This window comes from Microscilla marina ATCC 23134 (assembly GCF_000169175.1).
GTDB lineage: Bacteria > Bacteroidota > Bacteroidia > Cytophagales > Microscillaceae > Microscilla > Microscilla marina.
In genome coordinates this window covers 120085-144363 of record NZ_AAWS01000015.1, presented here as the reverse complement: position 1 = coordinate 144363, position 24279 = coordinate 120085, and the positions used below count along the sequence as shown (strand labels likewise).

At 39.7% G+C, this 24279-nt stretch carries 21 protein-coding genes; 8 read left to right on the top strand and 13 right to left on the bottom strand.

Going from position 1 to position 24279, the window contains the following annotated elements; translation table 11 throughout:
• Positions 1–94: 94 nt before the first annotated feature.
• Positions 95–1543 (bottom strand): methylmalonyl-CoA mutase family protein, encoded by a 1449-nt coding sequence (locus M23134_RS15875; protein ID WP_002697884.1) that lies wholly within the window; start codon positions 1541–1543, stop codon positions 95–97.
• A gap of 215 nt (positions 1544–1758) precedes the next feature.
• Between M23134_RS15875 and M23134_RS15870 the strand changes: the two genes are divergently transcribed.
• Positions 1759–3681, top strand: a complete 1923-nt coding sequence (locus M23134_RS15870) for a transglutaminase-like domain-containing protein (protein WP_002697883.1) — start codon at positions 1759–1761, stop codon at positions 3679–3681.
• Positions 3682–3786: 105 nt separating this feature from the next.
• Positions 3787–4446 (top strand): DUF2461 domain-containing protein, encoded by a 660-nt coding sequence (locus M23134_RS15865; protein ID WP_002697882.1) that lies wholly within the window; start codon positions 3787–3789, stop codon positions 4444–4446.
• A 171-nt stretch (positions 4447–4617) separates the two neighbouring features.
• Here M23134_RS15865 and M23134_RS15860 read toward each other — a convergent pair whose 3' ends face one another.
• From M23134_RS15860 to M23134_RS15840, 5 genes are all read right to left on the bottom strand, one after another.
• Positions 4618–5211 carry a hypothetical protein gene (locus tag M23134_RS15860; protein ID WP_157558505.1) on the bottom strand — a complete coding sequence of 198 codons (594 nt, stop codon included), beginning with the start codon at positions 5209–5211 and terminating at the stop codon, positions 4618–4620.
• Positions 5212–5353: 142 nt separating this feature from the next.
• Positions 5354–6280 (bottom strand): hypothetical protein, encoded by a 927-nt coding sequence (locus M23134_RS15855; RefSeq protein ID WP_002697880.1) that lies wholly within the window; start codon positions 6278–6280, stop codon positions 5354–5356.
• A gap of 256 nt (positions 6281–6536) precedes the next feature.
• Positions 6537–7472 carry a hypothetical protein gene (locus tag M23134_RS15850; RefSeq protein ID WP_002697878.1) on the bottom strand — a complete coding sequence of 312 codons (936 nt, stop codon included), beginning with the start codon at positions 7470–7472 and terminating at the stop codon, positions 6537–6539.
• A 65-nt stretch (positions 7473–7537) separates the two neighbouring features.
• Positions 7538–8440: a hypothetical protein gene (locus M23134_RS15845; protein ID WP_002697876.1), complete on the bottom strand. Its 903-nt coding sequence runs from the start codon at positions 8438–8440 to the stop codon at positions 7538–7540.
• 249 nt (positions 8441–8689) lie between these two features.
• Positions 8690–10027, bottom strand: coding sequence for a CHASE2 domain-containing protein (locus tag M23134_RS15840; protein ID WP_082226584.1), 1338 nt, complete (start codon positions 10025–10027; stop codon positions 8690–8692).
• A gap of 181 nt (positions 10028–10208) precedes the next feature.
• On the opposite strand from M23134_RS15840, the gene meaB reads away from it, so the two are divergent.
• The gene (gene meaB, locus M23134_RS15835; protein WP_002697873.1) at positions 10209–11204 is read left to right on the top strand and encodes a methylmalonyl Co-A mutase-associated GTPase MeaB; all 996 of its coding nucleotides are present in this window, start codon (positions 10209–10211) and stop codon (positions 11202–11204) included.
• Positions 11205–11208: 4 nt separating this feature from the next.
• Here the strand turns inward: meaB and M23134_RS15830 are convergent, their stop codons facing one another.
• Positions 11209–11622: a hypothetical protein gene (locus M23134_RS15830; protein WP_157558504.1), complete on the bottom strand. Its 414-nt coding sequence runs from the start codon at positions 11620–11622 to the stop codon at positions 11209–11211.
• A gap of 138 nt (positions 11623–11760) precedes the next feature.
• Between M23134_RS15830 and M23134_RS15825 the strand changes: the two genes are divergently transcribed.
• On the top strand, positions 11761–12975 hold the full coding sequence (locus tag M23134_RS15825) for a hypothetical protein (protein ID WP_002697869.1): 1215 nt from the start codon (positions 11761–11763) through the stop codon (positions 12973–12975).
• The gene (locus M23134_RS15820) at positions 12975–13712 is read left to right on the top strand and encodes a DUF4184 family protein (protein WP_002697867.1); all 738 of its coding nucleotides are present in this window, start codon (positions 12975–12977) and stop codon (positions 13710–13712) included. Before M23134_RS15825 ends, M23134_RS15820 begins: the two co-directional genes overlap by 1 nt.
• Positions 13713–13790: 78 nt before the next feature.
• Here M23134_RS15820 and M23134_RS15815 read toward each other — a convergent pair whose 3' ends face one another.
• The 4 genes from M23134_RS15815 to M23134_RS15800 form a co-directional block, all read right to left on the bottom strand.
• A complete protein-coding gene (locus M23134_RS15815) occupies positions 13791–14576 on the bottom strand; it encodes a class I SAM-dependent methyltransferase (protein ID WP_002697866.1) in 786 nt (261 codons plus the stop codon).
• A gap of 621 nt (positions 14577–15197) precedes the next feature.
• The gene (locus M23134_RS15810) at positions 15198–15929 is read right to left on the bottom strand and encodes a hypothetical protein (RefSeq protein WP_002697863.1); all 732 of its coding nucleotides are present in this window, start codon (positions 15927–15929) and stop codon (positions 15198–15200) included.
• Positions 15930–15943: 14 nt separating this feature from the next.
• Positions 15944–16282: a hypothetical protein gene (locus M23134_RS15805; RefSeq protein ID WP_157558503.1), complete on the bottom strand. Its 339-nt coding sequence runs from the start codon at positions 16280–16282 to the stop codon at positions 15944–15946.
• Positions 16283–16687: 405 nt separating this feature from the next.
• The gene (locus M23134_RS15800) at positions 16688–17422 is read right to left on the bottom strand and encodes an SDR family oxidoreductase (protein WP_002697857.1); all 735 of its coding nucleotides are present in this window, start codon (positions 17420–17422) and stop codon (positions 16688–16690) included.
• 216 nt (positions 17423–17638) lie between these two features.
• Here M23134_RS15800 and M23134_RS15795 point away from each other — a divergent pair, with 216 nt between their 5' ends.
• The gene (locus M23134_RS15795; RefSeq protein ID WP_002697856.1) at positions 17639–18526 is read left to right on the top strand and encodes a LysR family transcriptional regulator; all 888 of its coding nucleotides are present in this window, start codon (positions 17639–17641) and stop codon (positions 18524–18526) included.
• A 155-nt stretch (positions 18527–18681) separates the two neighbouring features.
• Here M23134_RS15795 and M23134_RS15790 read toward each other — a convergent pair whose 3' ends face one another.
• Positions 18682–20889, bottom strand: a complete 2208-nt coding sequence (locus M23134_RS15790; RefSeq protein ID WP_002697853.1) for a S9 family peptidase — start codon at positions 20887–20889, stop codon at positions 18682–18684.
• Between the two features lie 267 nt (positions 20890–21156).
• Here M23134_RS15790 and M23134_RS15785 point away from each other — a divergent pair, with 267 nt between their 5' ends.
• Positions 21157–21540, top strand: coding sequence for a co-chaperone GroES (locus M23134_RS15785; protein WP_002697852.1), 384 nt, complete (start codon positions 21157–21159; stop codon positions 21538–21540).
• Positions 21541–21921: 381 nt separating this feature from the next.
• Positions 21922–22974 (top strand): IS110 family RNA-guided transposase, encoded by a 1053-nt coding sequence (locus M23134_RS15780; RefSeq protein ID WP_002697850.1) that lies wholly within the window; start codon positions 21922–21924, stop codon positions 22972–22974.
• A 604-nt stretch (positions 22975–23578) separates the two neighbouring features.
• Here the strand turns inward: M23134_RS15780 and M23134_RS38295 are convergent.
• Complete coding sequence (locus M23134_RS38295) at positions 23579–24076, bottom strand: septal ring lytic transglycosylase RlpA family protein (protein ID WP_002697847.1); 498 nt, start codon at positions 24074–24076, stop codon at positions 23579–23581.
• Positions 24077–24279 lie beyond the last annotated feature (203 nt).

Sequence of the window (24279 nt, the reverse complement as noted above, 5' to 3'; positions counted from 1 at the left end):
GTTATAACTCAAGGAATAAAATTAAGTGTTCAAAGTAATAACAACAATAATATTCTCCTATACTTTCTATTTTTCCTGTTTTTTTTGTCTCAAACTACTTATTCTCCTTCAATCTTTGCCGTTCTATGCCCTCAGCCACCCTGCGAAGTCGCAAAAGCCTTAGCCCATTTTGAGCTTCAGTAGCATCAGCATCTTCTGGAATACTTTCCAGGGCTTCGTCTGGATTTTGGTATTTGTTGGTGCCCACCAACACATCTATGCCTGCCTCAGCATTGGCAATTCGTTCACTGGCCACCTTTTCTATTTCGGTTTGAATAAAGCCTGCTTTGAAAGCTTTCATAAACCCACCTCGTTGTTCGGTTTGCTGAAAAAGTGCCCAACCTTGCTTTGCCAGGCTTTGGGTCAGGTTTTCTATATAATAAGCCCCCGAAGCAGCATCTATTACCTTGTCAAGGTAAGATTCTTCTTTGAGCAAGGTAGACACATTGCGGGCTATGCGACGGGCAAACTCGTCGGGTTCAGTAAAAAAGTCATTATAAGGCAACACGCTTAAAGCATCACTCCCTCCTATCACAGCTGACATAGCTTCGGTAGTACTACGCAACATATTCACGTACACGTCCGAAACAGTTTTGTTCCATACTGAGGTTTGAGCGTGTAGACTCACAGGAAACCGAGCAGTGTCTACCTCATACCCTGCCAATACTTGCTTCCAAAGTATTCTTAAAGCCCTGAATTTAGCAATTTCCATAAAATAATTGCTACCTGTGCCCATCGAAAACTCTACATTGCGCAATAAAAGAGGGAGATCGAGCCCCAAGTCAGTCAACTGGTGGATATACTCTACAACTGTAGCTATACCAAACGCAAGTTCTTGTACTGCATTGGCTCCAGCATTGTGCAGGTGATTGGTGTTAATGGTCAACGCCTTGACTTGTGGACGGTGATGGGTATAGTGAATAAGTTCGGCAAGGTCTTCAAATACAGTATTGTGGTAATGCCCACTAATGGTCCAGTTGGCCAAAAAATCGTAGTCTATGGTACCCTTCCACTGCGTATGGTCCATTTGCGAAATAAAAGGCTCAATGCGTCCGTCAAAAGAAAAACCTACAGCATTTTTTTCGAGATCAATTCCCTGTAAAAGTACATCAAAATCTACCAGTGTAGCATCTACACCAAACAAGTCAAAGTGTACAGCATCGGCTCCTTTTGCCAAAGCCTGCAATGCCAACTGATGGGCATTTTGGGCAAGCTGGGGAGCATCTTCTATGCGCAAGTCCTGGTCATTGTCCACCCAGGGAAAGAAGTGAATAATTTCACGGTTTTGCCACTTTGCAGCATTGCCAAAGTCGGTAGCAGTAAGTGCATTGTGGACTTGGTCTTCAGCTGTATAAAAAGGGCTTTGCCGGATTCCTTCATAGGTAACAGAACCCAACGCCTGAAAGTCTTTATCTTTTAGTCTTTCAACTGCTTTCTCTATCCAGGCTGCTTTGTTGCTGGTTTCAAATTCCTGTAGTAATTTTTCGTGTGATTGCGTACTCATGAATGTATAAAGTCACTTTTGGTGTGATTTTCTGAACCTGTATTGTATTACCCTCTAAACGCAATAGAATACTAATATGCAAGCTAAAAATTATTTAGCAAATTTAAAATTTATCGGGTAAAGCACCTCTAGTCAAGCGTTCATTTTTTAATCTACACATCAATTATAGGTGATTGGAGTATATATAAACATAATGACCCCTAAACAGACACCCTATGTACAAACTACGTATTTTTACCCTTATTGCTACCTTGGCACCTGTACTCGGTCATAGCCTGGTATTTTCTCAAAGCAAAAACGTACGGTTGGCACAAAAATACCAACTACGCTACCCCAACACCAAGGCAGTGGTGCTCAACGCTGACATTATCTATGAGTTTGGATACAATGATAAAAATGCCCTGCCTTATATTACAGAAACCCGTCAAGAGACCTACCTGGCCTTGCGGGGAGGAGAAAAACTTCGACGATTTTCGTTTTATGACCAACATAGCAAAATAAAAGAAACCAAACGTTTTGGCACAAACAACGAAGCTACTCTAAACCAAGAAGTTGTATGTGGCAATTATAATTCTGATGGCATTTTTTATTCTGATGCACAAGTATGCCAATACCCTTTTTACCTGCCTGCTATTGGGGATATTCAGGGGCTTTTACTCAAAAAAACTTATGATGACCCCCGCTATTTCACCACCGTTTTTTTTAATGATGAACTTCCGGTCATTGCGCAAACGGTGACATTCAAAGTGCCTCAGTGGATGGATGTAACACTCAAACCATTTAACTTTATGGGTTTTGACATACAACACAAAAAGGTAGTCAAAGAAAACGGCAACACCCACCATATTTTTAGCATGCGGCAACTACCTGCTATAGAAAACTACGACGATGTACCAGGCAAAACCCATACTTACCCCCATGTGTTGGTGCTGTCAAAAGGGTTTAAGCAACACGGGAAAAAGATTGCTTTGCTGGGGTCTATAGATGATTTGTACCAATGGTACCGCAAGGTAGCCCGGCAAACAAATAACCAAACCGAAACCTTGAAACCACTGGTAAGCAAGTTGATTTCGGATAAAAAAACTAAAACCGAACAAATCAAAACTATTTTTTATTGGGTGCAAGACAACATCCGGTACATTGCTTTTGAGGATGGCATGGCGGCTTTTAAGCCTGAAAGTGCCCAGGAAGTGTACCAGAAAAAGTACGGTGATTGTAAAGGAATGGCTAATCTTATGAAAACGATGCTCAAGCTTGCCGGCTTTGATGCCCGCCTTACCTGGATTGGTACCAGACGCATCGCTTATGACTATACGTTGCCTTCTATAGCAGTGGCCAACCACATGATTTGCACGCTCATGTTCAACAACCAAAAATATTACCTGGACGCCACCGAAAAGTATGTACCTTTTGGCAAGTATGCCGAGCGAATTCAAGGCAGACCAGTGTTGATTGAAAATGGGGATACTTATTTACTGGAAAAAATACCCGTAGCCGTGCAGGGAGAAAACAAAATAAACTTCACCCAAAACCTTGTAATAGAGGGTGAAAGCCTCAAAGGTAGTGGTCAACAGGCGTATTATGGCGAACAAAAAAAACAATTATTATATTTTTTGAATCACACCCCCCAAAAGAAACCTCAGGAGTTGATTCGGTTTATTGTAGACCTTGACAGTAAGAATTGCTTTGCTGATAGTATTAGGTTTAGCCACCTTCAGAAACGAGCAGGTGCTTTTCTAATCAATTATAAGGTAAAGCTAGATAACATGGTGGCCAGGTTTGACAGTGAGCTATACATAGACCTTGATTTTTATAAAGATTTTAAGACGCACAAAGTTGCTAAAAAGCGTTTCAGCAGTCTTGACCTCCAGGAAAAAGTGTTGCGTAAAACCAAAATTATACTCCAACTGCCCAAAGGTTATCGGGTAAAACACCTCCCTACCCCACTTATTCAAACTCACCCAGTGTTTGCGTTTAAAATTCATTTTAAAACTGAGGGCAATCAGCTAATTTATACTAAAGAAATATCGACCCAAAGTAGCCTGATCAAAAAAACAGATTTTGAAGCCTGGAATAAAGCAATTGATGCTTTGAACAAAATCTACAATGATCAGGTCATTTTAACCAAAAAACAGTAGTTATACCAGGCACTTGTTTACCTATCGCTTGTTATCAGAGATGAATTACTTTCAGCCTCCTTTTTTTATTTTTACCTTGTGCCCAAACCAACCAATATACTACTTATGAATACCCAAAACATATTGCGTTTTTTGGCTGACCTTGCCCAAAACAATACCCGTGAATGGATGCAGGACAACAAAAAAGTATACCAACAAGCCAAGAAAGATTTTGAAGAGTTCACCAGTGAAGTCATAGAAGAAATAGCGACTTTTGACCCCAACATAACCGGGCTTACCGCTAAAGACTGTCTCTTTCGCCTTCATCGTGATGTTCGGTTTAGTAAAGACAAAAGCCCTTATAAACTTAACTTTGGGGCATCTATTACCAAAGGTGGGCGCAAATCGCACTGGGCTGGGTATTATTTGCAAATACAGCCAGGAGGCGAATCGTTTATGGCAGGGGGCTGTTATATGCCTGCTTCCGAAAACCTGGCAAAAATACGTCAGGAGATTGATTATAATGCAGAAGAGTTTAGAAAATTGTTGGCAGCCGATGGCTTTAAAAAATATTTTGGTACCTTATCGGGCGAACAAGTAAAAACTTCGCCGAAAGGCTACAAAAAAGATAATCCCAATATTGACCTACTGCGCCATAAGAGCTTTACAATGTGGCACAAAGTAACGGATAAACAAGTGCTGAGCAAAAACTATAAAACCTTGATTGTGCATGCTTTTGAAGCAATGAAACCAGTCAATGACTTTTTGAATACCGCCATGGAGTAGTTGGAACAGGCTGACCAGGTTACAAAAGTACTCATAAAGCAAAAGGTGTGACCCCAGGAATAGGCCACACCTTTTATATATTTTTATCACTGGTATATCATTCAGTCACCCCTAATTTAGAATACTGAAGTGTCCCAACATTTATGTATCATTGTTCCTTGCTGCTCTTTGTTAAAACTGCACCAAAGACCTTAGCATACGCCTTTTATTCATACGGTACACACGCTTCTTTAATAAATGAAGAATAATACCTGACAAAATCAACGAGCCACTGATAAACAAGGCTTCACGGTGTACAGTAAAAGGTCTTGTTCCGGGCGAATCGTCCAAGGCAGGGTTGATCATATCCATAGCAAAATACCCAATACCTGCCACTGGCAACAATAAGCTACCTGCGTATAAAAAACGACTTGGATTGCGCACAATAATTTTATCAATATTGGCAAAAGGTATACTATTACCCAAAATAAACAACTCGTTTTCCCCTACTCCCAATATTTTGCCCTTATAACGGGCTCTGCCTCCCTTGAGAGTAAACTCTAATTCATTGCCTCTGTAAAACCTCACTCGTTTTACTTTGCCAAGGCGTCTGTGCATGTCTAGTGCCATATAACGCACTACATTATCTGCATTTTCTTTTTCAGCGTTATTGATACTTTGCTTGATGCTATCTTTTTTGGTTTCTACTTTTTGCTCTTGTGCGCTCAAGGTATGCACATACAAGCTCAATACAACGAAAAAACGGAGGGTGTAGATGATATTCATAGGCATATAAATTATGGGTGTGTGCAAGTCAACACGCTTAGGGTACAATATGTTATAAAAAAAGGCTATCTTTTTATCAGATAGCCCTTTTATATACGAATCACAAAACCTGAACGTTGCCGCAGGTTAGTCTACATTGTCATTAATCATTCTTGTCCTCTTCTGGAGTTTGTCCCATATTTCGGCGTACCAAAAACTGCTGTAGGGCAATAACGTAAGCATCTGCCTGCTCTGACATTTTGACGGCTGCTTGGTAGCAACGTAAAGCATCGGTATAAAACCCTTTGTCTTCAAAGAAAAAGGCTTCTGATAATTGAGCAGTGGCATTACGGGTGGCTTTGTTAGATGCTTTAAAAGCACTATAAGCTTTGTTAAACTTGGGGGCATCTTCTTCGTCTAAACGAAAAAGGCCATATTTGTCTGATTGAATGCCACGTTCTTTTGACTCGATAAATACCAGGCAATCAAGTGCCCCCTTGAGTTTACCCTGACTAAAGTCTACCACAGTAGAAGTATCCGCCAAGGTTTTGGTGTATAACACCTCCTCTTCAAACCTATCCATAATCTTCAACAGATAATTTTTGGTTCCAACAAGTGCTTGCCAGGTAATGGTTACTTTGGGGTCATAAAAATTAGAACGGTCAGGTAAGTATACACTGAATGCATTGAAGGTAGCTCGTTTTACCGATCCGGTCACATTCATGTATTTATAGCGATTTGCGTTGATGTTTTCTTTGCCTTTTTTGGTAAGCTCTGATATAATATAGGTGGCATAACGACTCGACAATGACTTGCGTTGTTCGTCCAGCCTTTTTTCCAGGGTGGCTACATTATACACCCCTGCTTTGCTTATTTGTACAGTACCACCCGAACTATGTACCAAACTCAAATAACTGCGGGGAGCCACTTTGATTTGATAACTATTGCTCAATACTTGTCCCACGGATAATGCACTGTTTTTGCCTGTAATTGTACTGGCGCCACTGCTTGCCAATACCCTGAACTTGCTTTGGGAGTAGCCAGTAAGTGCCAATGTCCCAAACACAATTACTATAATATATTTTTTCATAATAAGATGGTAGGTATTCTTCAGGAGTAAAAACTATGTAACAGCGTTCCTGAATGTTTATGAATAATAATGTTTACCTTAATAACGACGTTTATCAAATTAGGGTGTGATTTTAAGTAAAACTATAAAGATCATACCTGCCAAACGACATCACACCCTTGCACAGTAATGGTGCCTCTGCCAAGCAATTTGTTGTACTGAAGCAAAAAAACCACCCCAAACAGGAGTGGTTTTGCATAAATATAATTTGTTTCAGTTACTTTATTACATACTTGGCATAATCGCCAATGCCGTGACGAATCAAGAACTGATGATAAGCAGTAATGTACGCTTCATCGTTGCCCGACATTTTCACAGCTTCTCTAAAACTATTCAAAGCGTCAACAAACAACTTGTGGTCTTCCATAATAAAAGCTTCTGATAATTTATCTGCGGCATTCATTTTTCCACTGATGCTTTTCTTAAAAGAGCCATACGCTTTTTTGAAACTCGCTTCTACCTTCTTGTTCATTTGCCCTATTTCGCAAGTACGTGACTTTACGGCTTGTTTGCGCTGTACTGGTGTTACACGTACCAAAAACCTTTGGTCTTCGGCTTTGTATTGGCTAAAATCAATGGTGATAGAAGTATCAGTAACAGTAGATGTGGCCAACTCATCGTTGAACAGGTTTTCTATGGTTACTTTATAGCTTTTGTTCATCGCCAATGGGTTCCACTTGATGGTCACCTTAGGGTTGTGGTAGTTGTTAGACGAAGCCATAAATAAATTGATGATGTTGAAAGTCAAGTCTCGTTTTACCGATCCAGTCACGTTCATGTACTTGTAACGGTTCTTATTGATGTTTTCTTTACCACCTTTGGTCAGCTCACTGATAATATAAGTAGCATAACGCTTAGATACTGACGCTTTAGTTTTTGCCAGTTTTTGTTCCAAACTAGCGATGCTATAGGTTCCCGCCTTGCTAATTTGCACGGTTCCACCAGATTTGTGTACCAAACTGAGGTAGCTTCGGGGTGATACGGTTACTCGGTTAGCAGACTTCAGCGAACCACCCACTCTTAGGTTTCCGCCTCCGGCAACTTTGCTTTTGCCACTACTTGCCAGCACTCTAAAAGCATACTGAGCCTGAGTTACGCTATAAGATAGAGTAAGCGCCAATCCAAAAAGTAAAATATGTCTAAATTTTTTCATAGCATTATAATGTAATTTCAATCTGTAAAAAGTTTAGTAATGAATAATATAAAATAAGCAGGAGGTTATTTTTGTTTGTACTTTTCATAATCTCCAATAGCGTGGCGAATCAAAAAATGATGGTAAGCTACTTTGTAAGCATTGTTACCGTTTGATAATTCTATTGCCTTCTCATAACACTTTAACGCTTTAGAAAACAATTCGTTTTCTTCGTAAAAAAATGCCTCTTCCAGTACATCTGCTGCATTGTTGCTTGCTACTGGGTTTTCTTTCTTAAAATCAGCAAAAGCTTTTTTTACCGTTTGGTTATCAGCTGCCATAATCAGGCTATACCTTAATGAAGTAGCTTTGGGCCTTTCTTTTGACGTTATCTTCAATACGCACATCTCTTGTCCTTTGTAAGGAGCCTTGTTAAAGTCAATCACCAAACTGGTGTCTTTTACTTCCTGGGCGTATAGCTTTTCGTCAAACTCATTCATCACCACCACATTGTATGTTGTAGTCCCTACAACTGGATACCAGTGAACGGTTGCTTTTTTGCTAATAAATTTATTGACCGAATTTTGTGGAGCAATGTTTAGCTTAAAAGGCGACTCTGCCCTGTTTACCGATCCAGTCACGTTCATGTACTTATAACGGTTTTTTTGAGGGTTTCTTACCCTGGCTTTAGTGAGTTCTTTTATTACATAGGTTGCATACTGTTGGGTAACCGTTTTTTGCATTTTAGTCAGTTGTTCAAGCAATAACTTTGCGGTGTACTCTCCTTTTTTGCTAATCTGGACTGTTCCACCCTGTCTGTTTACCAAGCTCAAATAGCTTTTTGGTTCTACCTTAATTTTTTGGTTCTGATAAATTTTTTGTCCCACTCGAAGTTGTTGAACGTTATCAACCAATGAACTTTTTCCACTGCTTGCCAACACCCTGAACACATGTTTTTTGTTTTGAGCTTTTAGTGTATAAGGGATCATCGTTATTGTGAGCAAGCAAATTAAGCAATATCGTGTCATGAGTTATTTTTGGTATTATTTTAAGATGTTATAAATCAACAACACTCTATCTTGTACTAAAAAACTTCACAAAAGTTTTATTTTTTAGATAAACGGTAGATAGAGTGTTGTTTAATGTATATATAAGACAGATTTAAATCATTTGTAGTTGTATTATTTTGACAATTAAAGTACTTAATAGTTTAGTTTACCCAAAAAAAACCTACATGTTTACTCCTCTGATTCTTTCTGGGGAGGTGTTGCGACATCTTTTTGGTGCTGAATCTCGTTGGGTGCCCGCCAACCAAAAAGTTTACGAATAAAACCATGATAAATCTCTACAAAGATACCAGACAAAACCACCCCAAGCAAACCTGCCCCCAAATCCATTTTAGTGTTGGTTTTGTAAAAAACAAAAAGCATCAATCCAACTACCAAAAATACAATAATCGCTTGAATAAGAATAGTAAGGGCGTCATACCAAATGCCTACTTTGATAAAAATATAAGAAAAGATGAGAACAGTTATAAGTACAATCAATATGCTAATGGAGGTATTAACCCAAGGCCTTGTTTCTTTAATAAAATCTCCTCGCAAAATCATAGATACAATATTAGCATGTACTACCACACCATACATGTCAGGAGTACCTCGTCCAATATAATTATCATTAAGTGGAGTAAAAAGTTTATCATCAAATGATTTGGCCTCAAGAGAAGGACCCATAAATCCCAAAATTACAACTTTGTTTTTAAGCACATTTCCAATTTTAGAAGATGTATCTTGTACTGAATTAAAGATATCTGCTACGTCTAGGACTGCAAAGTTAGAAGCTTTGCCAGCAGTAACACTTATGTTACCCAAAAAATTAATCCATTCATAGTCCTTATTTCGTTTCAGGAAAGTTGCTGTTTTTTTAGGAGCATAGAGTTGGGCTATTTTTACAGCAAAAGCATATTCGTTGCGAGGTTTTTTGATCACAGTAGTATCAAATTTCTGAGCGCCACTAGAAAACACTCTATGTGTTACTCTTTCTTTGGGGCTAAAAGATCGGACAGTAGGCCAACTGAGTTGATTACCTTTACCTTTGGTAATTAAGTTTACAAAACCTGTATGGGCATTTTTGGTAAATAGGTCATAATTGGTTCTCACATAATACTTATCTTTAGTCTTATTTAATAGTTGACTTGCCATGACAAGGTTAGGAGTTTGTTTAAATGCATCAGCCAGCACTTGGTCTGAGGTAGAGTCTCTTGCTGTTTCAAGTTGTACATCAAAGCCCACTACTTTAGGTTGATATTGATTAATGATACTGACGAGCGAGGACAAGCCATTTCGGTCTAAATTGCCAATATTTACTACTGTGATGTTGGTGTCAGCTTTTTGGTGATCCATGATTTTTGATACAACCAAGTCAGTTAAATCAAACTCTGCAAAAGCATCTTCCAATGGGTTCAAAAACTCAATGTTTCTCAATACAGCAGTTTGTCGTACAATAAGGGCTACACTTCCCATCAATGCCATGATGATTAACCCGTGCAAGAATGAATTAGCGAGTCGTTTTAACATAATTAAAAAGTAAAATCAGGTTATTTGATAAATGTAAGTATTGATATGATAGCTACTGAGTTTTGTCAGGCTAACAGTAAGGTAGTGAATTGATGGTTTTTATTTTTTGAATATATTACTTTTTTTCAAGCAATTAAAATACTAAACTCACGAAACTTAATAAAAAAAGAGAAATACTTACATGGCAATAAGACGAAAAAAACGTCTGGATATTTCACAATATGTGGAGGGAATCCTCCAGCAAGATCGGGTAAGGCTCAGCCAAGCCATTACCCTGGTAGAAAGCACCCTGGAAGAAGATCGGTCGTTGGCACGACAACTTATTGAACGCCTGCTCCCCTACACAGGCAAAGCAGTACGCATTGGCATTACAGGAGTACCAGGCGTGGGTAAAAGTACTTTTATAGAAGCATTGGGGCAATACATTGCCCAACAGGGCAAAAAACTGGCAGTACTGGCGGTAGATCCCAGCAGTCAACGCTCACGCGGAAGTATTATGGGCGACAAAACCCGCATGGAACTATTGGCAGCCAACCAAAACGCCTACATTCGCCCTTCGCCAGCGGGTACCTCATTGGGTGGAGTGGCAAGCCGTACCCGTGAAACGATGTTGCTATGCGAAGCTGCCGGATTTGAGGTAATTTTTATAGAAACGGTAGGTGTAGGACAATCGGAAACGGTGGTACACGGAATGGTTGATTTCTTCTTGTTGTTGATGCTTGCCGGAGCGGGCGATGAGTTGCAGGGCATCAAAAAGGGGATTATGGAAATGGCTGATGTAGTGGCGATTACCAAAGCCGATGGCGACAACCAACAAAAAGCAGCGGTAGCCAAAGCCGAATACCAAAGTGCCTTTCACTTGTTTCCTCCTGCTGCCAATGGTTGGTTTCCTAAGGTGGTTACCTGCTCGGCGCTCCATAACGAGGGCATTGAGCATATTTGGAGTTTGACCAACGAATATATTGAGCATACCCAACAAAATAAGTATTTCGACGAGCGTAGGAAGGAACAAAACCTGCGTTGGATGTACGAGACCATCCGCCAAACTCTTGAGGAGCAGTTTTTTCATCACAAGGAGGTGATTAAGAAGCTTCCACAAGTTGCCCAACAAATCAGTGAAGGAACTTTGCCCCCACTTACCGGAGCACAATTATTACTTGATTTGGCAAAAAAATAGCCCTCTATGCTTGTGGCTCTACCCATACACTGGTCAATTGCAAAATAAGGTCGTGGTTTTCGGATTCGGCAGTGTCAGCAAGGTCATAGAGTTGATCGAGGTATTCGGGGCGGATGAACAAACGATAACCTACCAGGTGTTTTACAATGATCTTTTTATTGACCAGGCTCTGAATAGATTTTTTCTTTTTATTTTTTTCCAAAAACTGTTCATCATTGATCCAAATAGCCCGCTGTCGCATAAACTTTTTTTGGCGTTGGTGGTGCTCGTCATAATAAAATTCGTGCAGGGTATACTCAAAAAATATATCTGCGATCACCTTGCGCTCATGCTCGGTAAGTTTTAATAGTGGAGAGGTAACCATGTAATGATTGTTTTTTAGGGCAGCCTGACAAAGTTCCAGGCTGTATGTTGACATCGTTGTTCGAAATTAATTATATTTTTCTATTCCAACAATCAAGTAAGGGCTTTGTATAATTATTTTTGGTTAACTTATTCACTCGAAGAGGTATTAACAACGACCAATACTGTTTGAAAAACTAACAATGATGCAACTATGAACACTAAATTTTTGACCGATAGAGCAGAGGTACACTTCAACACCTCTACTCATTTATATATTATACTGGTGTCTGTACTGGTACTGATCGTGGGCGTTTTGGCATTAAAAAAACTAGAAGCACCCAATAAATACATCTTACCACTGATGGGAGCCATGGGCATTGTCATTGGGTTTATTTTTTGGTTCACCAAACAAAATGTAATGCTGGTGATTGACAAAAAAGCTCAAACCATTCAAATACAGGAAAAAACCAAACAAGGGCTCCTCACCTCTACCCTACCCTTTGACAATTTTAACGCCCTGATAGTACAAAGGGCAGTGTCGATAAGTCGCAATAACAGCGCTGGCACCTCAAGCAAAAGCGTGAGTTTTCAGATACAACTTAAGCGCAATGACGGGGCTATGGTAAAGTTGGCTACTTACCACCAGCTCAACAATGCATACGAGTTTGTAAGTAAACTCAAAAAAATAGTGCCTTATCAAGTGTATATCATAGATGCTCCGATGGAAGAGTACAAAACGGGCGTGCAAAAACTCAAGCAATTGGAGGGAGCACAAGTGCTAGACGATTATACCCCGTTGCTCAAGTCACACCTGACAACTCAACAAACCCCGGCAAAGATTCAACTGCCCACCTCGCCTGGATTTGACAAAACCCACAATGCTGAAGGAACGACTTACCAGTGGAGCAATCGCAAAAACATAGCGGTAATGCTGCTTGGAGTTATTTTTATCACGGGGTTTATATTTCTTATTCAACTCATTGACCATAAAGGAATACGACTGGGAGCCAATATATTTATGGGGCTTATATGCCTGGCAATGGTGGCAGGGCTCATTAATAGTGCCTTTGGTACCAGTTACTTACACTTGGGCAAACAACAGCTTACCCACAAAAGTGTGCTATTTGGTAAAACGATTGGTAGCCAAAGCTGGAACTATAGCCAACTTGCCGAGATTATGAGTGAACTGGGTACCCAAGGCGACCAAAGCATTCAGCTGAGCAGTAAAAAAGGGCAAGACTTATTGCATCAACTGGCGCATAGTTCACCCGAAAACCTGGTCAGTCAAATGATGGGGCTTATCAGCCACTATAAATCTTATTTTATGACTATAGATGTGAGCGGTTTGTTATTAAGCGAGCGCTTATACCTGGAACTGGAAATAGCTAAAAAAATGACTCAATCTCAAAGCGAATCATCACAATAATGCCTTTTACTTTTTCACATCCTGCACTTATACTTCCGCTTACTTACTTACCTAAGCATTGGGTTTCCAGCTCGGCACTGGTCATAGGCAGCCTTGCTCCAGATTTTGAGTATTTTTTGCGTATGCGTATCAATAGCCAGTATAGCCATACCATACAAGGTTTGCTATGGTTCGACTTGCCATTGGGTCTGTTGCTCACGGTGGTATTTCATCAGATAGTGCGTAATGTATTAATTGATAACCTGCCATTTTTTCTAAAGTCGCGTGTATATCATTGTAAGGAGTTTAACTGGTGGGCTTATATGCGTAAACGGTGGTGGGTGGTGATCATTTCTCTGCTCATTGGTTCGGCTTCGCACCTTCTTTGGGATAGCTTTACGCACGAGCACGCTACTTTTGTAGACTTATTTCCCTCTCTTAATACCCCGTACCGCATATTGGGGCACTTGGTGCCTGCCTATCGTTTGGTACAACACTTAAGCACGCTGACAGGTGGTATTATCCTATGTTGGGCAATTTGGCGAATGCCCCAAAACTTCACTGTGAAAGCCAGTTTTAACTCTAGTTTTTGGGACGTTTTTGTATTAGTTACCCTGCCCATATTTGCCGCAAGGTTGTTTTTCAGGGATGGTTACCTCATTGGTAACATAGTAGCAAGTATGATAGCGGCAGGGTTGGCGGGGTTGGTCATTACCTCAGTGGTATACAAGCAATTGTACAAAAACAAAAAGGAGTAACTTCATAGAAAGCTACTCCTTATTTTATACTCCTTTATGGGCTATATTTCTTACCGCTTATGGCTCAGGCTTCATCCTTTATTTAGGCTGCTCAAGCAACAAAAACTCTTTGGTTACCAAGTAGTTGAACGGAAAAAAATTGACGTTCAAGTTTTTCATTAAAGGTAACTTGTTCAAAATACTATGCGTTTTACGACTGGTAAGTTTTAAATGAGTCGAAGCAATCACTTTTTTCATTTTTTTGTGGGTCAAGTGATTCAAGCCTTTGTATACACTCACCAGGTCAGACTCAAGGTCGCCTACTATAGTGCGGTTGTTCTTTGCAATGCGATTCATCAACATTTTTTCGGGCAAAAACTGGCACCAATAAATGCCTACATCTTTGGTTACGTGTGAAGCATAAGGACCTGCCCAAGGTGGGTAGGTTACAAATATTTTTCCGTTTTCGGTCAAGTGTTGGCTCACTTGCTTGAATATTTCGGTGAGTATAGGCAATTGAATGTGCTCTACTACATCGTTGAAGAAAATGTAGTCAAAGCGTTCATCATCGCGCAAGGGGTCGTCCAAAATATTACGTTTTTCGCATACAATGTTAGGAATGTTGTGTTTGTTTATCAAATGTTCGGTAATCTTGATATGGTGCGAATCAATGTCTAAACCGTATACCTGGCAATTGTCATAAGCAGTGGCATACCATAGTGCCATGCCTCCCATACCACAACCAAAATCAAGGACTTTTTTATTGCTCAGGTCAAACTGTTGCTTGATCAGCATTTTGTCTAAATACAAATGAGAGTCTACGTCTTCGGTAAAGTTTTTCTCTGCGTAAGCGACTCCTTCATCAAATTGCTCGCTAGTTAACATTACAAATGTTTATTTATAAGATATTAAAAATTGTGCAAAGTTAAGCTTTATCTGGCACTCTAGCCAAATATAGCGCTTCATTTTGTACAACTTCAAGAAAAGTTTTGCGGGAGAATACAAGCAAAAAACAGGCTTGTTTGGCTTTACTGTGACTTTTTTTGCAAAAAAGCATTTTTTTAAACCTGGTTAAAACCGACAACCCCATAAAAGTCCTATCAGAAAATTTTTTTTAAAAAAAATGAAGCAAGGGGGGAGAGATTTGACCTGCCAAATGTACTTACTTATGAAAACATTTACCATCAGGCAAAATAGATAGTATAGTTTTAAAACGAACAAAGATTAATAATTCCCTCAATATTTTTAATAAAAGCACACTGATTATTCAGGGTGTTTTTTTTGCTTTAGGAATATGCAAAAAGTAACTTTTCGTGCTAGTTTATCCCCCCTAGCCTAGGGTTTGGGTAATAAGTTGTTTCCAGGTAGTTGAGTTCTACAATAGCTAGGCTATTTAGGTCAGACTCAAATCAGCTTTAGTAAAACTGGCTTACTTCGCAAGGAAGTCTGAAAACTTCCATTTATTCAAGTCTTTTGCGAAAAATGGAGAAACCCTAGACGGAGGTGCTAACTGACCTTAACCTTGCAGATCAGTGGAGCAATGGAAGCGTGGCTAAGTATTTGCAAAATTTTTTGCAAACCATGGAACAATGCAGAGCCCAAATCTACCCGAAAACAGAAGTGTTGTCTGTTTACGTGCTCAACCTCCCCCAGGCTATGGATAAATCCTGCATATGGTTGGTTATTCTCCTGTAAATACTCATTCAATTCCCCCCAAGTAGCCAGCTCTTGGTCAAGTACCTTGTACAGTATCTCTTCAGTTTTAGAGGGAGGTGCTTCTGTAAATTCAATATACAGGTGAACATCAGGTAACGGAGCTTCCCAGTATTCTATTATAAAGGGAAAAGGAGTGGTATCAAAAGGTAGGGGCAACGGATACCCAAATTGCTTAAATATTTGTTGTGCAGGGAGTTGTTGCCACTCAAACCGAATTTCACCTGCCTGTATATCATCTTGAGGGAAAATTTGACGACCTGTAGGAATACTTTGCCACCCAATGCTTATAGAGTAGGCTGGTCCAGCTGGCGCTGATAAGTTACAGGCAAGTATAGAAACACCTTCTAAAAATTTGATAGTGAAACTCCTTTCTATAACCGAAGTAGGAGTCAACGCGAATCGATGGATGTCGACCCCTTGAGTAAGTTGACGAAACTCGCTGGTGAGCTGCTGATCCATTGCCTGCATAAACTGAGGTGATGCCTGAGTAGTTTGGGCAAAAATGCTAAAGCAATTGAGCATAGTTTGTAGTAAGTTTAGCGGGTGGCTGCTTTGATCAAAGCCCAAGCTAAAGCAAATGATGCTGGGTCATCAGCTATGCCAGCCCCAAAAGTTAAAATATCTTCAATAATAGTTAAAATCATGATGAGCGCAGCTGCACCAGCCAGAAAGTATTTTACTTTAGGGTATTTTTTAAGAAAATCCCGAATTGCTATATCAAAATCTATCCCTTTGGTGATTGTTTGTTTAATTAGAAGGAGGATTGGGAACCTGAATTCAAACTCAACATGTGCTGATGGAGCAATTATGAGTTGGTAGTATTGACCAATAAGCAAATGCTCATAAGTCCCTTGCCAGCTTGGGTTGTTTGTCAATGGGAGTAAGTTCATTATTAGGGACTCTTTTGTTTAGACTAGACTCAAATTAACTTAGGTAAAACTGGCTTGCTACACAAAGAAGTCTAGCGGCTTCCATTTATTTAACCTACGGAAGACTTGAAAGAGCGAGTGTATTTTTTGCCAAAGCAATTTTAGTAAAACGAGCTTTCAACGAAAGAATCCCCTACAAATACAACCCTTGCCTATTTCTCTAAGTACTTTGAGGTTTTATTGCACAAGGAAAACTTGTCTTGTAAGGATCGATACTTCCATTCATTCAAGCTTTTCAAGTCTCCTACGGAAGATTTGATGGAGCAGGGTGTTTTTTTTGCTTTAGGTAAAAAGCAAAAAAGAAGGCTATCAAAAACCTCCTTTTTATCACTCACTAATGAAATACTCAAATTACCAGGGCACCTCTTCGTCGAGGTGAATAAATTTGCCAGTAAAACTGGTCTTTTCTTCCAACGATAAATTGACCAATGTTTTAGCACCTGATACTACATCCATAGGTGCTGCATCGGTGCCCAAGTCGGTTTTTACCCAACCAGGGTGCGCCGAGTTTACCTTAATATTTGTGTCTTTTAATAAGGCTACTAAATGCACTGTAAAAGAGTTTAAGGCTGTTTTGGAAGCATTGTAGGCAAATGGTTTGACACCATACCAACCCGATTCGGCGTCGTTTTGTACATTGACCGACCCCAAAATACTCGACACGTTGGTAATATACCCCTGTTTGCTTTTTCTAATCAAGGGTAACAGCTTTTGGGTCAAGGCTACCAACCCAAAGAAATTTACCTCAAAAGTTTGCCTCAGGGCTTCTAAAGAAACCGTTTCAGTAGTGTTCTCTCCCCAGCTTTCTTCACTGTGAATAATTCCGGCATTGTTTACCAATATATCCAACTGTCCGTATTTTTCATCAATGTATTTTTTTGCTTCATCAAAACTCTCTGGCTGGGTTATATCCAACTTCAAAAATTCTACATCCAAACCTTCAGACTTTAGCTGCTCACTTGCTTGTTTTCCGCGTTGGTCGCTGCGGCTTCCCATAATTACTGTGATGCCCTTTTTTGCCAGTTGACGGCTTGCTTCAAAACCTATACCTTTGTTAGCGCCTGTAATAAATGCTACTTTTTTCATTTTTCTTTTTAACTTTTCTAAATACTTAAAATCTACCTTGCTGGAAACTCATATTTCTTTTGGAGATTATGCCAGCATTTTATTTTTGTTAATAAGTAAACACTTAAGGCTGCAACCATTGCTTATCAACTAAATCTGAGACAAAATTACGGCGTTCATGATTTAAAATGAAATAAGATGTTTTAGCTTTGTTATCAATAAAATTATATCACAGTGATGGTAAGTTTAGAATGGTACCGTACATTTAAGGCAGTTTACAAGCATAAAAACTACTCAAGAGCTGCCAAAGAGTTGTTTATGAGCCAGCCAGCGGTAAGCAACCAAATAAGTATGCTTGAGGCTGCCGTGGGGCACAAGTTGTTTTACCGAAAGTCGAAAGGGGTAGAGCCTACCGAAAACGCTAAGTTTTTGAATAACCTCATTATTGATGCGTTGGATAAACTAGAAGCAGTAGAGGCATTTTATAACAAGCGAGCAGCAAAAGAAAGTCAGTTTTTTTCTTTGGGTATGAGCCCCCACGCATACCACGCCCTGTTTTCGGGCAAACTACCTTCCATAGGGCAACATATTTCCTTTCAATTTGAGGAATCCAGCCAGGGGTTGTTTGAACTGGTCAACGAAAGAAAACTCGACTATGCCATTGTAGATAAGGAGGTGAATACATTTGACACGTTGACTGCACCCATATTTCAAACCTCTATGTGTGTGGTAGCCCACCCCAATGTAGATTTACAGTCAGTTGCCCAGCCCATTGCCCAACACAACTTTGCAGAGATAGAGGCTTGGCTGGAAAACCAGGTTTGGTTTTCGCATTCGGCTACCAACCATTATATCAAACTTTTTTGGTTGCACTGTTTCAACAAACGACGCCCACGAATTTTCACCAATTATACCATTCCCAATAGTTTTTTGATGTTGAATGAGTTGTGTCAAACCCCTGGTGTAGCCATTGCCCTAGAGCACGAGATTAACCATTTTGTGGAGGCTTCTAAGCTCCAACAGGTTTGGGCACCCGAAAATGCCCCGGAGGTTCGTTACTTTTTGATTGCCCATAAAAAAAAGCAGGCTCATTTTGATGCAATACTCACCGGACTGACCCAATAAGTGACTGATTTGTGGCGCAATGATGTGGTATGGTTAGCCAAACTCAGCAAATGGTAAATACCTGATTACCAGATGTCAAATAATTAATTTTACTTAAAAAAAGGCAACACTTTGATAGCGTTGCCTTTTTTATGATTGCTTTTTTGTCAAACTTGCTATTTAAGGTATTGGTTCAAATAGTCGACATATACTCCATATAGCAAGAAATAACTGGTACCACTATAGGCTACACCGTGCGCCCCCGGTGGGTAAATTCTCATATCTACGTCTTGCCCCTTGTCAGTCAATGCCTTCATCAATTGGAAGGTGTTTTGCACGTGCACATTTTCGTCCATAGTAGAGTGCGAAAGTAACATTCTGCCTTTGTATTTTTTGGCGTACTTCATTACTGAGCTATTGATGTAGCCTTGCTCATTGTCGCCCAATAAACCCATATAGCGCTCCGTGTAGATGCTATCGTACAAGCGCCAGTCTGTTACAGGGGCAGTTACTATAGCTACTTTAAATACTTCGGGGTAGTTAAGCTGGGTAAAACTCGCCATATAACCTCCGTAGCTGTGCCCACGAATTGCCATGCGGTTGCCGTCTACCCACGATTTGGTGGCCATAAATTTGGCAGCTTCTGCAAAGTCTTTAGCCTCATTGTGTCCCAGGTTTTTATATACTACTTTCTCAAATTTGCTCCCATAACCTCCGCTTCCACGGTTGTTTACACTCATCACTATGTAGCCTTCCTGGGCAAGGTATTGTTGCCAGCCATTGGCAGCAAATTGGTTGTATACCGACTGAGAGCCAGGTCCTCCATAAATATCTACCACCAAAGGATATTTTTTGTTTTTGTTGAAACCCTGTGGCTTGATTACAAAAATATCAATCATTTGCCCGTCAGAGGCTTTAAAATTCATCAGCTCTTGTTTAAAGTAGCCCGAAGCAGTTTTCTTTTTCACTCTTTTGTTGGTTTCCAAAGACTTTATTTTCTTGCCCTTGGTACTCCACAGTTCTACTTGCGTAGGAGTGTCTACATTTGAGTAACGATCTATGTAATATTGACTGTTAGGCGAGAAATTGATAAAATGACGCCCAGCAGTTTTGGTCAATTGTTTTTTACGTTTGCCTTTAAAATCGATGCTGTAAAGGTGGCGTTCAAGAGGAGATTTTTCGGTTGAGGCATAATATATCTTCTTGCGCTTGCTGTCTACATTATACACATTGGTTACTTCCCAATTGCCCTTGGTTACCTGGTTTAGCAGCTTGCCGTCGTAGTTGTAACGGTACAGATGACTCCAGCCATCGCGGTCAGAAATCCAGAAAAACTCTTTGCTATCTTCAGGAAAAAAGAACAAGTGATTGATGCCCGCAAAAAAATCGAATACATCTATCCATACTTTACTTTTTTCTTCCATCACTCTTTTACCCTTGCCAGTTTTGGTATTATGAAAAAACAACTGAAGGTGGGTTTGAGCCCGATTGAGATGCACTACAGCAAGCTGCCCTGGCACCGAGGTCCAGTATAAGCGAGGTACATAACCATCGCCTAAAGCTACCTCCATCCACTGGCGGCTTTTTTGGGCAAGGTCTACCACGCCAATTTTTACTATAGGGTTTTTGTCTCCTACTTGAGGGTACTTTATTTTTACCCATTCTTTGTGGGTTTTGCTATAGTCGGTCATCTGAAAAACAGGTACTTGACGCTCGTCTGTTTGCCAAAAAGCAATTTGCTTGCTATCGGGCGACCAAGTCCAGGCTTGCGCCAAACCAAATTCTTCTTCGTAAGCCCAACCATAACGCCCATTATACAAGAAGTTTTTTTCGTCGCCATCATTGGTTAGCTGGGTTTCTTTTTTAGTGGCAAAGTCATACACAAACAAATCTCCTTTACGCTCATAGCCTACTTTTTTGCCATTGGGCGATAACTGGGCAGTTTGGGCATCTTTAGCGACCAACTTAAGGGTTTTGTCTTTGATAGAATAAAAGTAATAATCAGCAATGCCCGAACGACGCCATACCGGACGAAAATTACTCTTAAACAACAAGTACTTAGAGTCTTTAGAAAACTCAAACGCGCTATATCGAAACGGTTTGTCAGTACCTGGAAACTTCATTTTTTTGGCCTCAAACACCAAGGATTCTTTTTTGGTTTTAGGGCTAAATGCTTTGATTACTCCACGGCTTTCTATATAAGAAAAAGTCTCTCCATTGTTGATCCAGTTTACGCTACGAGGACCATTAGACCCGCTCAAACCAGCCGTCAATGCCTGGCGCAGATTACTGTATTTTTTTTGGCTCCAGCCAGGCAATGCCAACAGGCACAACAGGGCTAACAGCATTGTATTTTTTGATATTTGGGCAATTATTTTACTCATATCTTTAAAATCAATTTAATTGTTGTGTTTTATGCTGTAAAAGTAAATAAAGTATATGGATTGTTCATCACATGGGCAGGGTATAACTTTTTGAGCGGTATGTAGTTTATATTGAACTCCTCTTGAGTTGAATTCTGGGGGGCAATGCAGGTAATTTTTCAACCCTAAAATTCTATACCTCAAGAGAAATTCATTTAATTTTGCCACTACTCCAGCATGCGTGGAGATTGATTTTTTCACAAAAAAGTATGACTTAAAGTAATTCAAATGATTTTGACTGAAGACAATAAATTGAAAAAGTTGGTAATTGTAGGCGATCGGGTGTTGATTCGCCCAAAAAGCCCTGCTGATAAAACCAAGAGTGGGCTTTATTTACCTCCTGGAGTGCAGGAAAAGGAAAAAACACAAAGTGGATATGTTATCAAGGTAGGTCCAGGATACCCTATTCCGTTGCCCACCAACCAACAAGATGAACCCTGGAAAGAAAACAATGAAAAAGCGCAATATGTACCTTTACAGGTGAAAGAAGGTGACTTGGCTATTTTTCTGCTCAATGGCTCACACGAGGTACAATACGAAGGCGAGAAGTACTACATTGTACCGCAAAACTCTATACTGATGCTTGAGCGCGACGAAGAATTGTTTGATTAAGGAACGTGATCGCAATAACTGTCCGGTTTAGAACATATCCTCTTTCCTGACTTTCGTTACCCCGGCAGTTCCGCCGGGACTTATACCTTTGTATTAAATAAAAAAAGTACAATATAACGTTAACAATAAAAGCCTAAATAACAGGTAGTCAACAGATCAATAAACTCTTTTTCTATAAAGGGGACTAAGTACTATCATACGATAGATACAGACTCGTAGATATATGCTACCTGTTTTTCTACTCCGAAATAGAATTAAGTATCTAAGGCATAAATGCGTTTTATAGCCCGCGTTCTAATAAGTAACATTGAGTAAGATAGGCTTCAATAAATGGTATGGTTCCCCCGATAAATCGGGAATTTCAACTTAAATGGTGGATAAATGAAAAAACACTCATACATTCAAATGGGTCTGGGCATGGACATAGCAAAATCGGATTTTAGTGCTTGTATCATGGGTTTTGAGGGTAAAAAGAAATACAAGGTTTTAGCCAGTTCCAAGTTCTCTAATACCCCCTCTGGCTTTGAGAAATATTGGAGCTGGAGTCAAAAACACTTGGGCAAGCATGACTGTGAAGATATAGAATACTTAATGGAGGCTACTGGGGTTTATCATGAAAATTTGGCGTGGTTTCTCTATGACAAATCTGTAAAGGTTGTTGTCGCCTTGCCTAGCCAGGCAAAGGACTTTATGAAGGGCGAAGGGATTCGGAGTAAAACTGATAAAATAGATGCTCAAGGGTTAGCTAAAATGGTTCTAGTCAAAGACTTAAGGGCCTGGCAACCAATATCTTCCTCTATGCAGGCATTACGTTCTCTTACCCGTCACCACGAAACTATACAAAAAGACCTTACTCAAAGTCGGAATCGCTTACATGCGCTTGATTATAGTCATAACCCTGATAAGTTTGTTGCCAAACAACTCAAAGCTCAGATTAAGTTCCTCGAGAAACAACGAGATCAAACACATGATCAAATAGAAGCTACAGTCAAAGAAGATGAAAAGCTGCATGAAAAAATAAAACATTTAACCAGTATTCATGGGGTTGGCTTGCTTACCGCAGCAGTAGTTGTCGCCGAAACTAATGGTTTTGAGCTATTTACAAGTGAAAAGCAGCTTACCAGTTATGCCGGGTACGATATTGTGGAAAACGAATCGGGCACCCGCAAAGGAAAAACAAAGATTTCAAAACAGGGAAATGCTCACATAAGGCGTATTTTATGTATGCCAGCATTTAACGCTATAAATGTTGAGGGTGTTTTTCTGAATTTGTACAACCGGGTTTTTGAGAGAACTAAAGAGAAAATGAAAGGCTACACTGCAGTACAACGGAAGCTCTTGTGTATGATGTACACATTATGGAAAAAAGATGAGGACTTTGATTACAGCATTAATAACAAAACTGTAGAAGAGCAAAATGCCCTCCTACACTAGGTAACTGCTAAAGCAGCTCCTTTTGGGTTAATGCAAATATAACCAGTTGTTGGTATATATTCAAAATCTTAAAATATTTATATTAAATTATTTGTTTTTTAAGATAGTATCTATGAGCTTTTATTGTCCGTAGCGCTGCTATGCCCGCAAAAAGTGCCTCAGTCAGCCTTGAGTTTATGCCCTCAATCTCGACACTTATTTTGAACATGTTCCTAAGCTTCTTTTTTATACTTTATTTCGAAGCAACCTTCTTAACTCAAGAAGGTTGTTTTTAAGCGCTTGTTTATTTACTTGCCCAATACAAGCCACTCAGCTACATCCATAACATGAGTACAATCGCTTGCTTTTTGGTAGCTAACGAAATACCGCCAAAAACACGATATATCGTACAAAAAACTTGCACTTAGCCTCTCTTATTTTAAGCCAATTTTTTTTACAAAAAAACATTTTGGTTATCAATAACTTACGTTTTATTTTTTAACAACATGTATTTTTGGTCTTTGGTTTGAATAAATACTAACCAAAGATATTTAATAAGCTTTGTGGTTAGGAAAAAAAAACGAGATGGTGTTGCCATCTCGTTTTTTTCTTTAGAATATAAATTCTATCGCCTCAATACTTTCATCTCTACCCTCACTACACCATCTCTTACCATTCCGATGCGCTCGGCAGCCGCACGCGATAAGTCAATAGAACGAGTAGAAGTACGCGGCAGGCGGTCGTTGATCACAACCAATACTTTACGGTTATTTTTAAGATTACGTACCTCAATTTTTGTATTAAAAGGCAATGTTTTATGGGCGGCAGTCAAAGCATACTTGTTGTATGTTTGCCCGCTGGCGGTTCTACGTCCGTGAAACTTGTCATGATAATAAGAGGCTTTACCATTCAACACAGAAGCTACATTGCTACTACTACCACCACTACCAGTAGAAGAGCTTCCCCCGCTGGTAGACGAACTACCGCCTCCAGTAGTGCTGCTTCCTCCAGTACGGGTACCCGACGAACCCCCAGAAGTACGGGTAGCAATTAATAAAGTATCACAGGCAGTTAATAATGATATGACAAATACACCTACTAATAATGTTTTAAGTTGATTCATTTTTGTTATTATTTTTCAAAAAATTGAAATGATACGATAGTGAATAGCTGTAGTTGTGTTCGTCTGGAGACAACTAAAAGATGTGTTTTTTTTACAAACCCTGTTTTTTTGTATACCAAAAAAGCAAAAATAAGATGTTAAGTACAATAGTGCGAGCGTATTTGAGGGGGTAGATGTAAGGTTTTATGCGAACTTATGTCAGA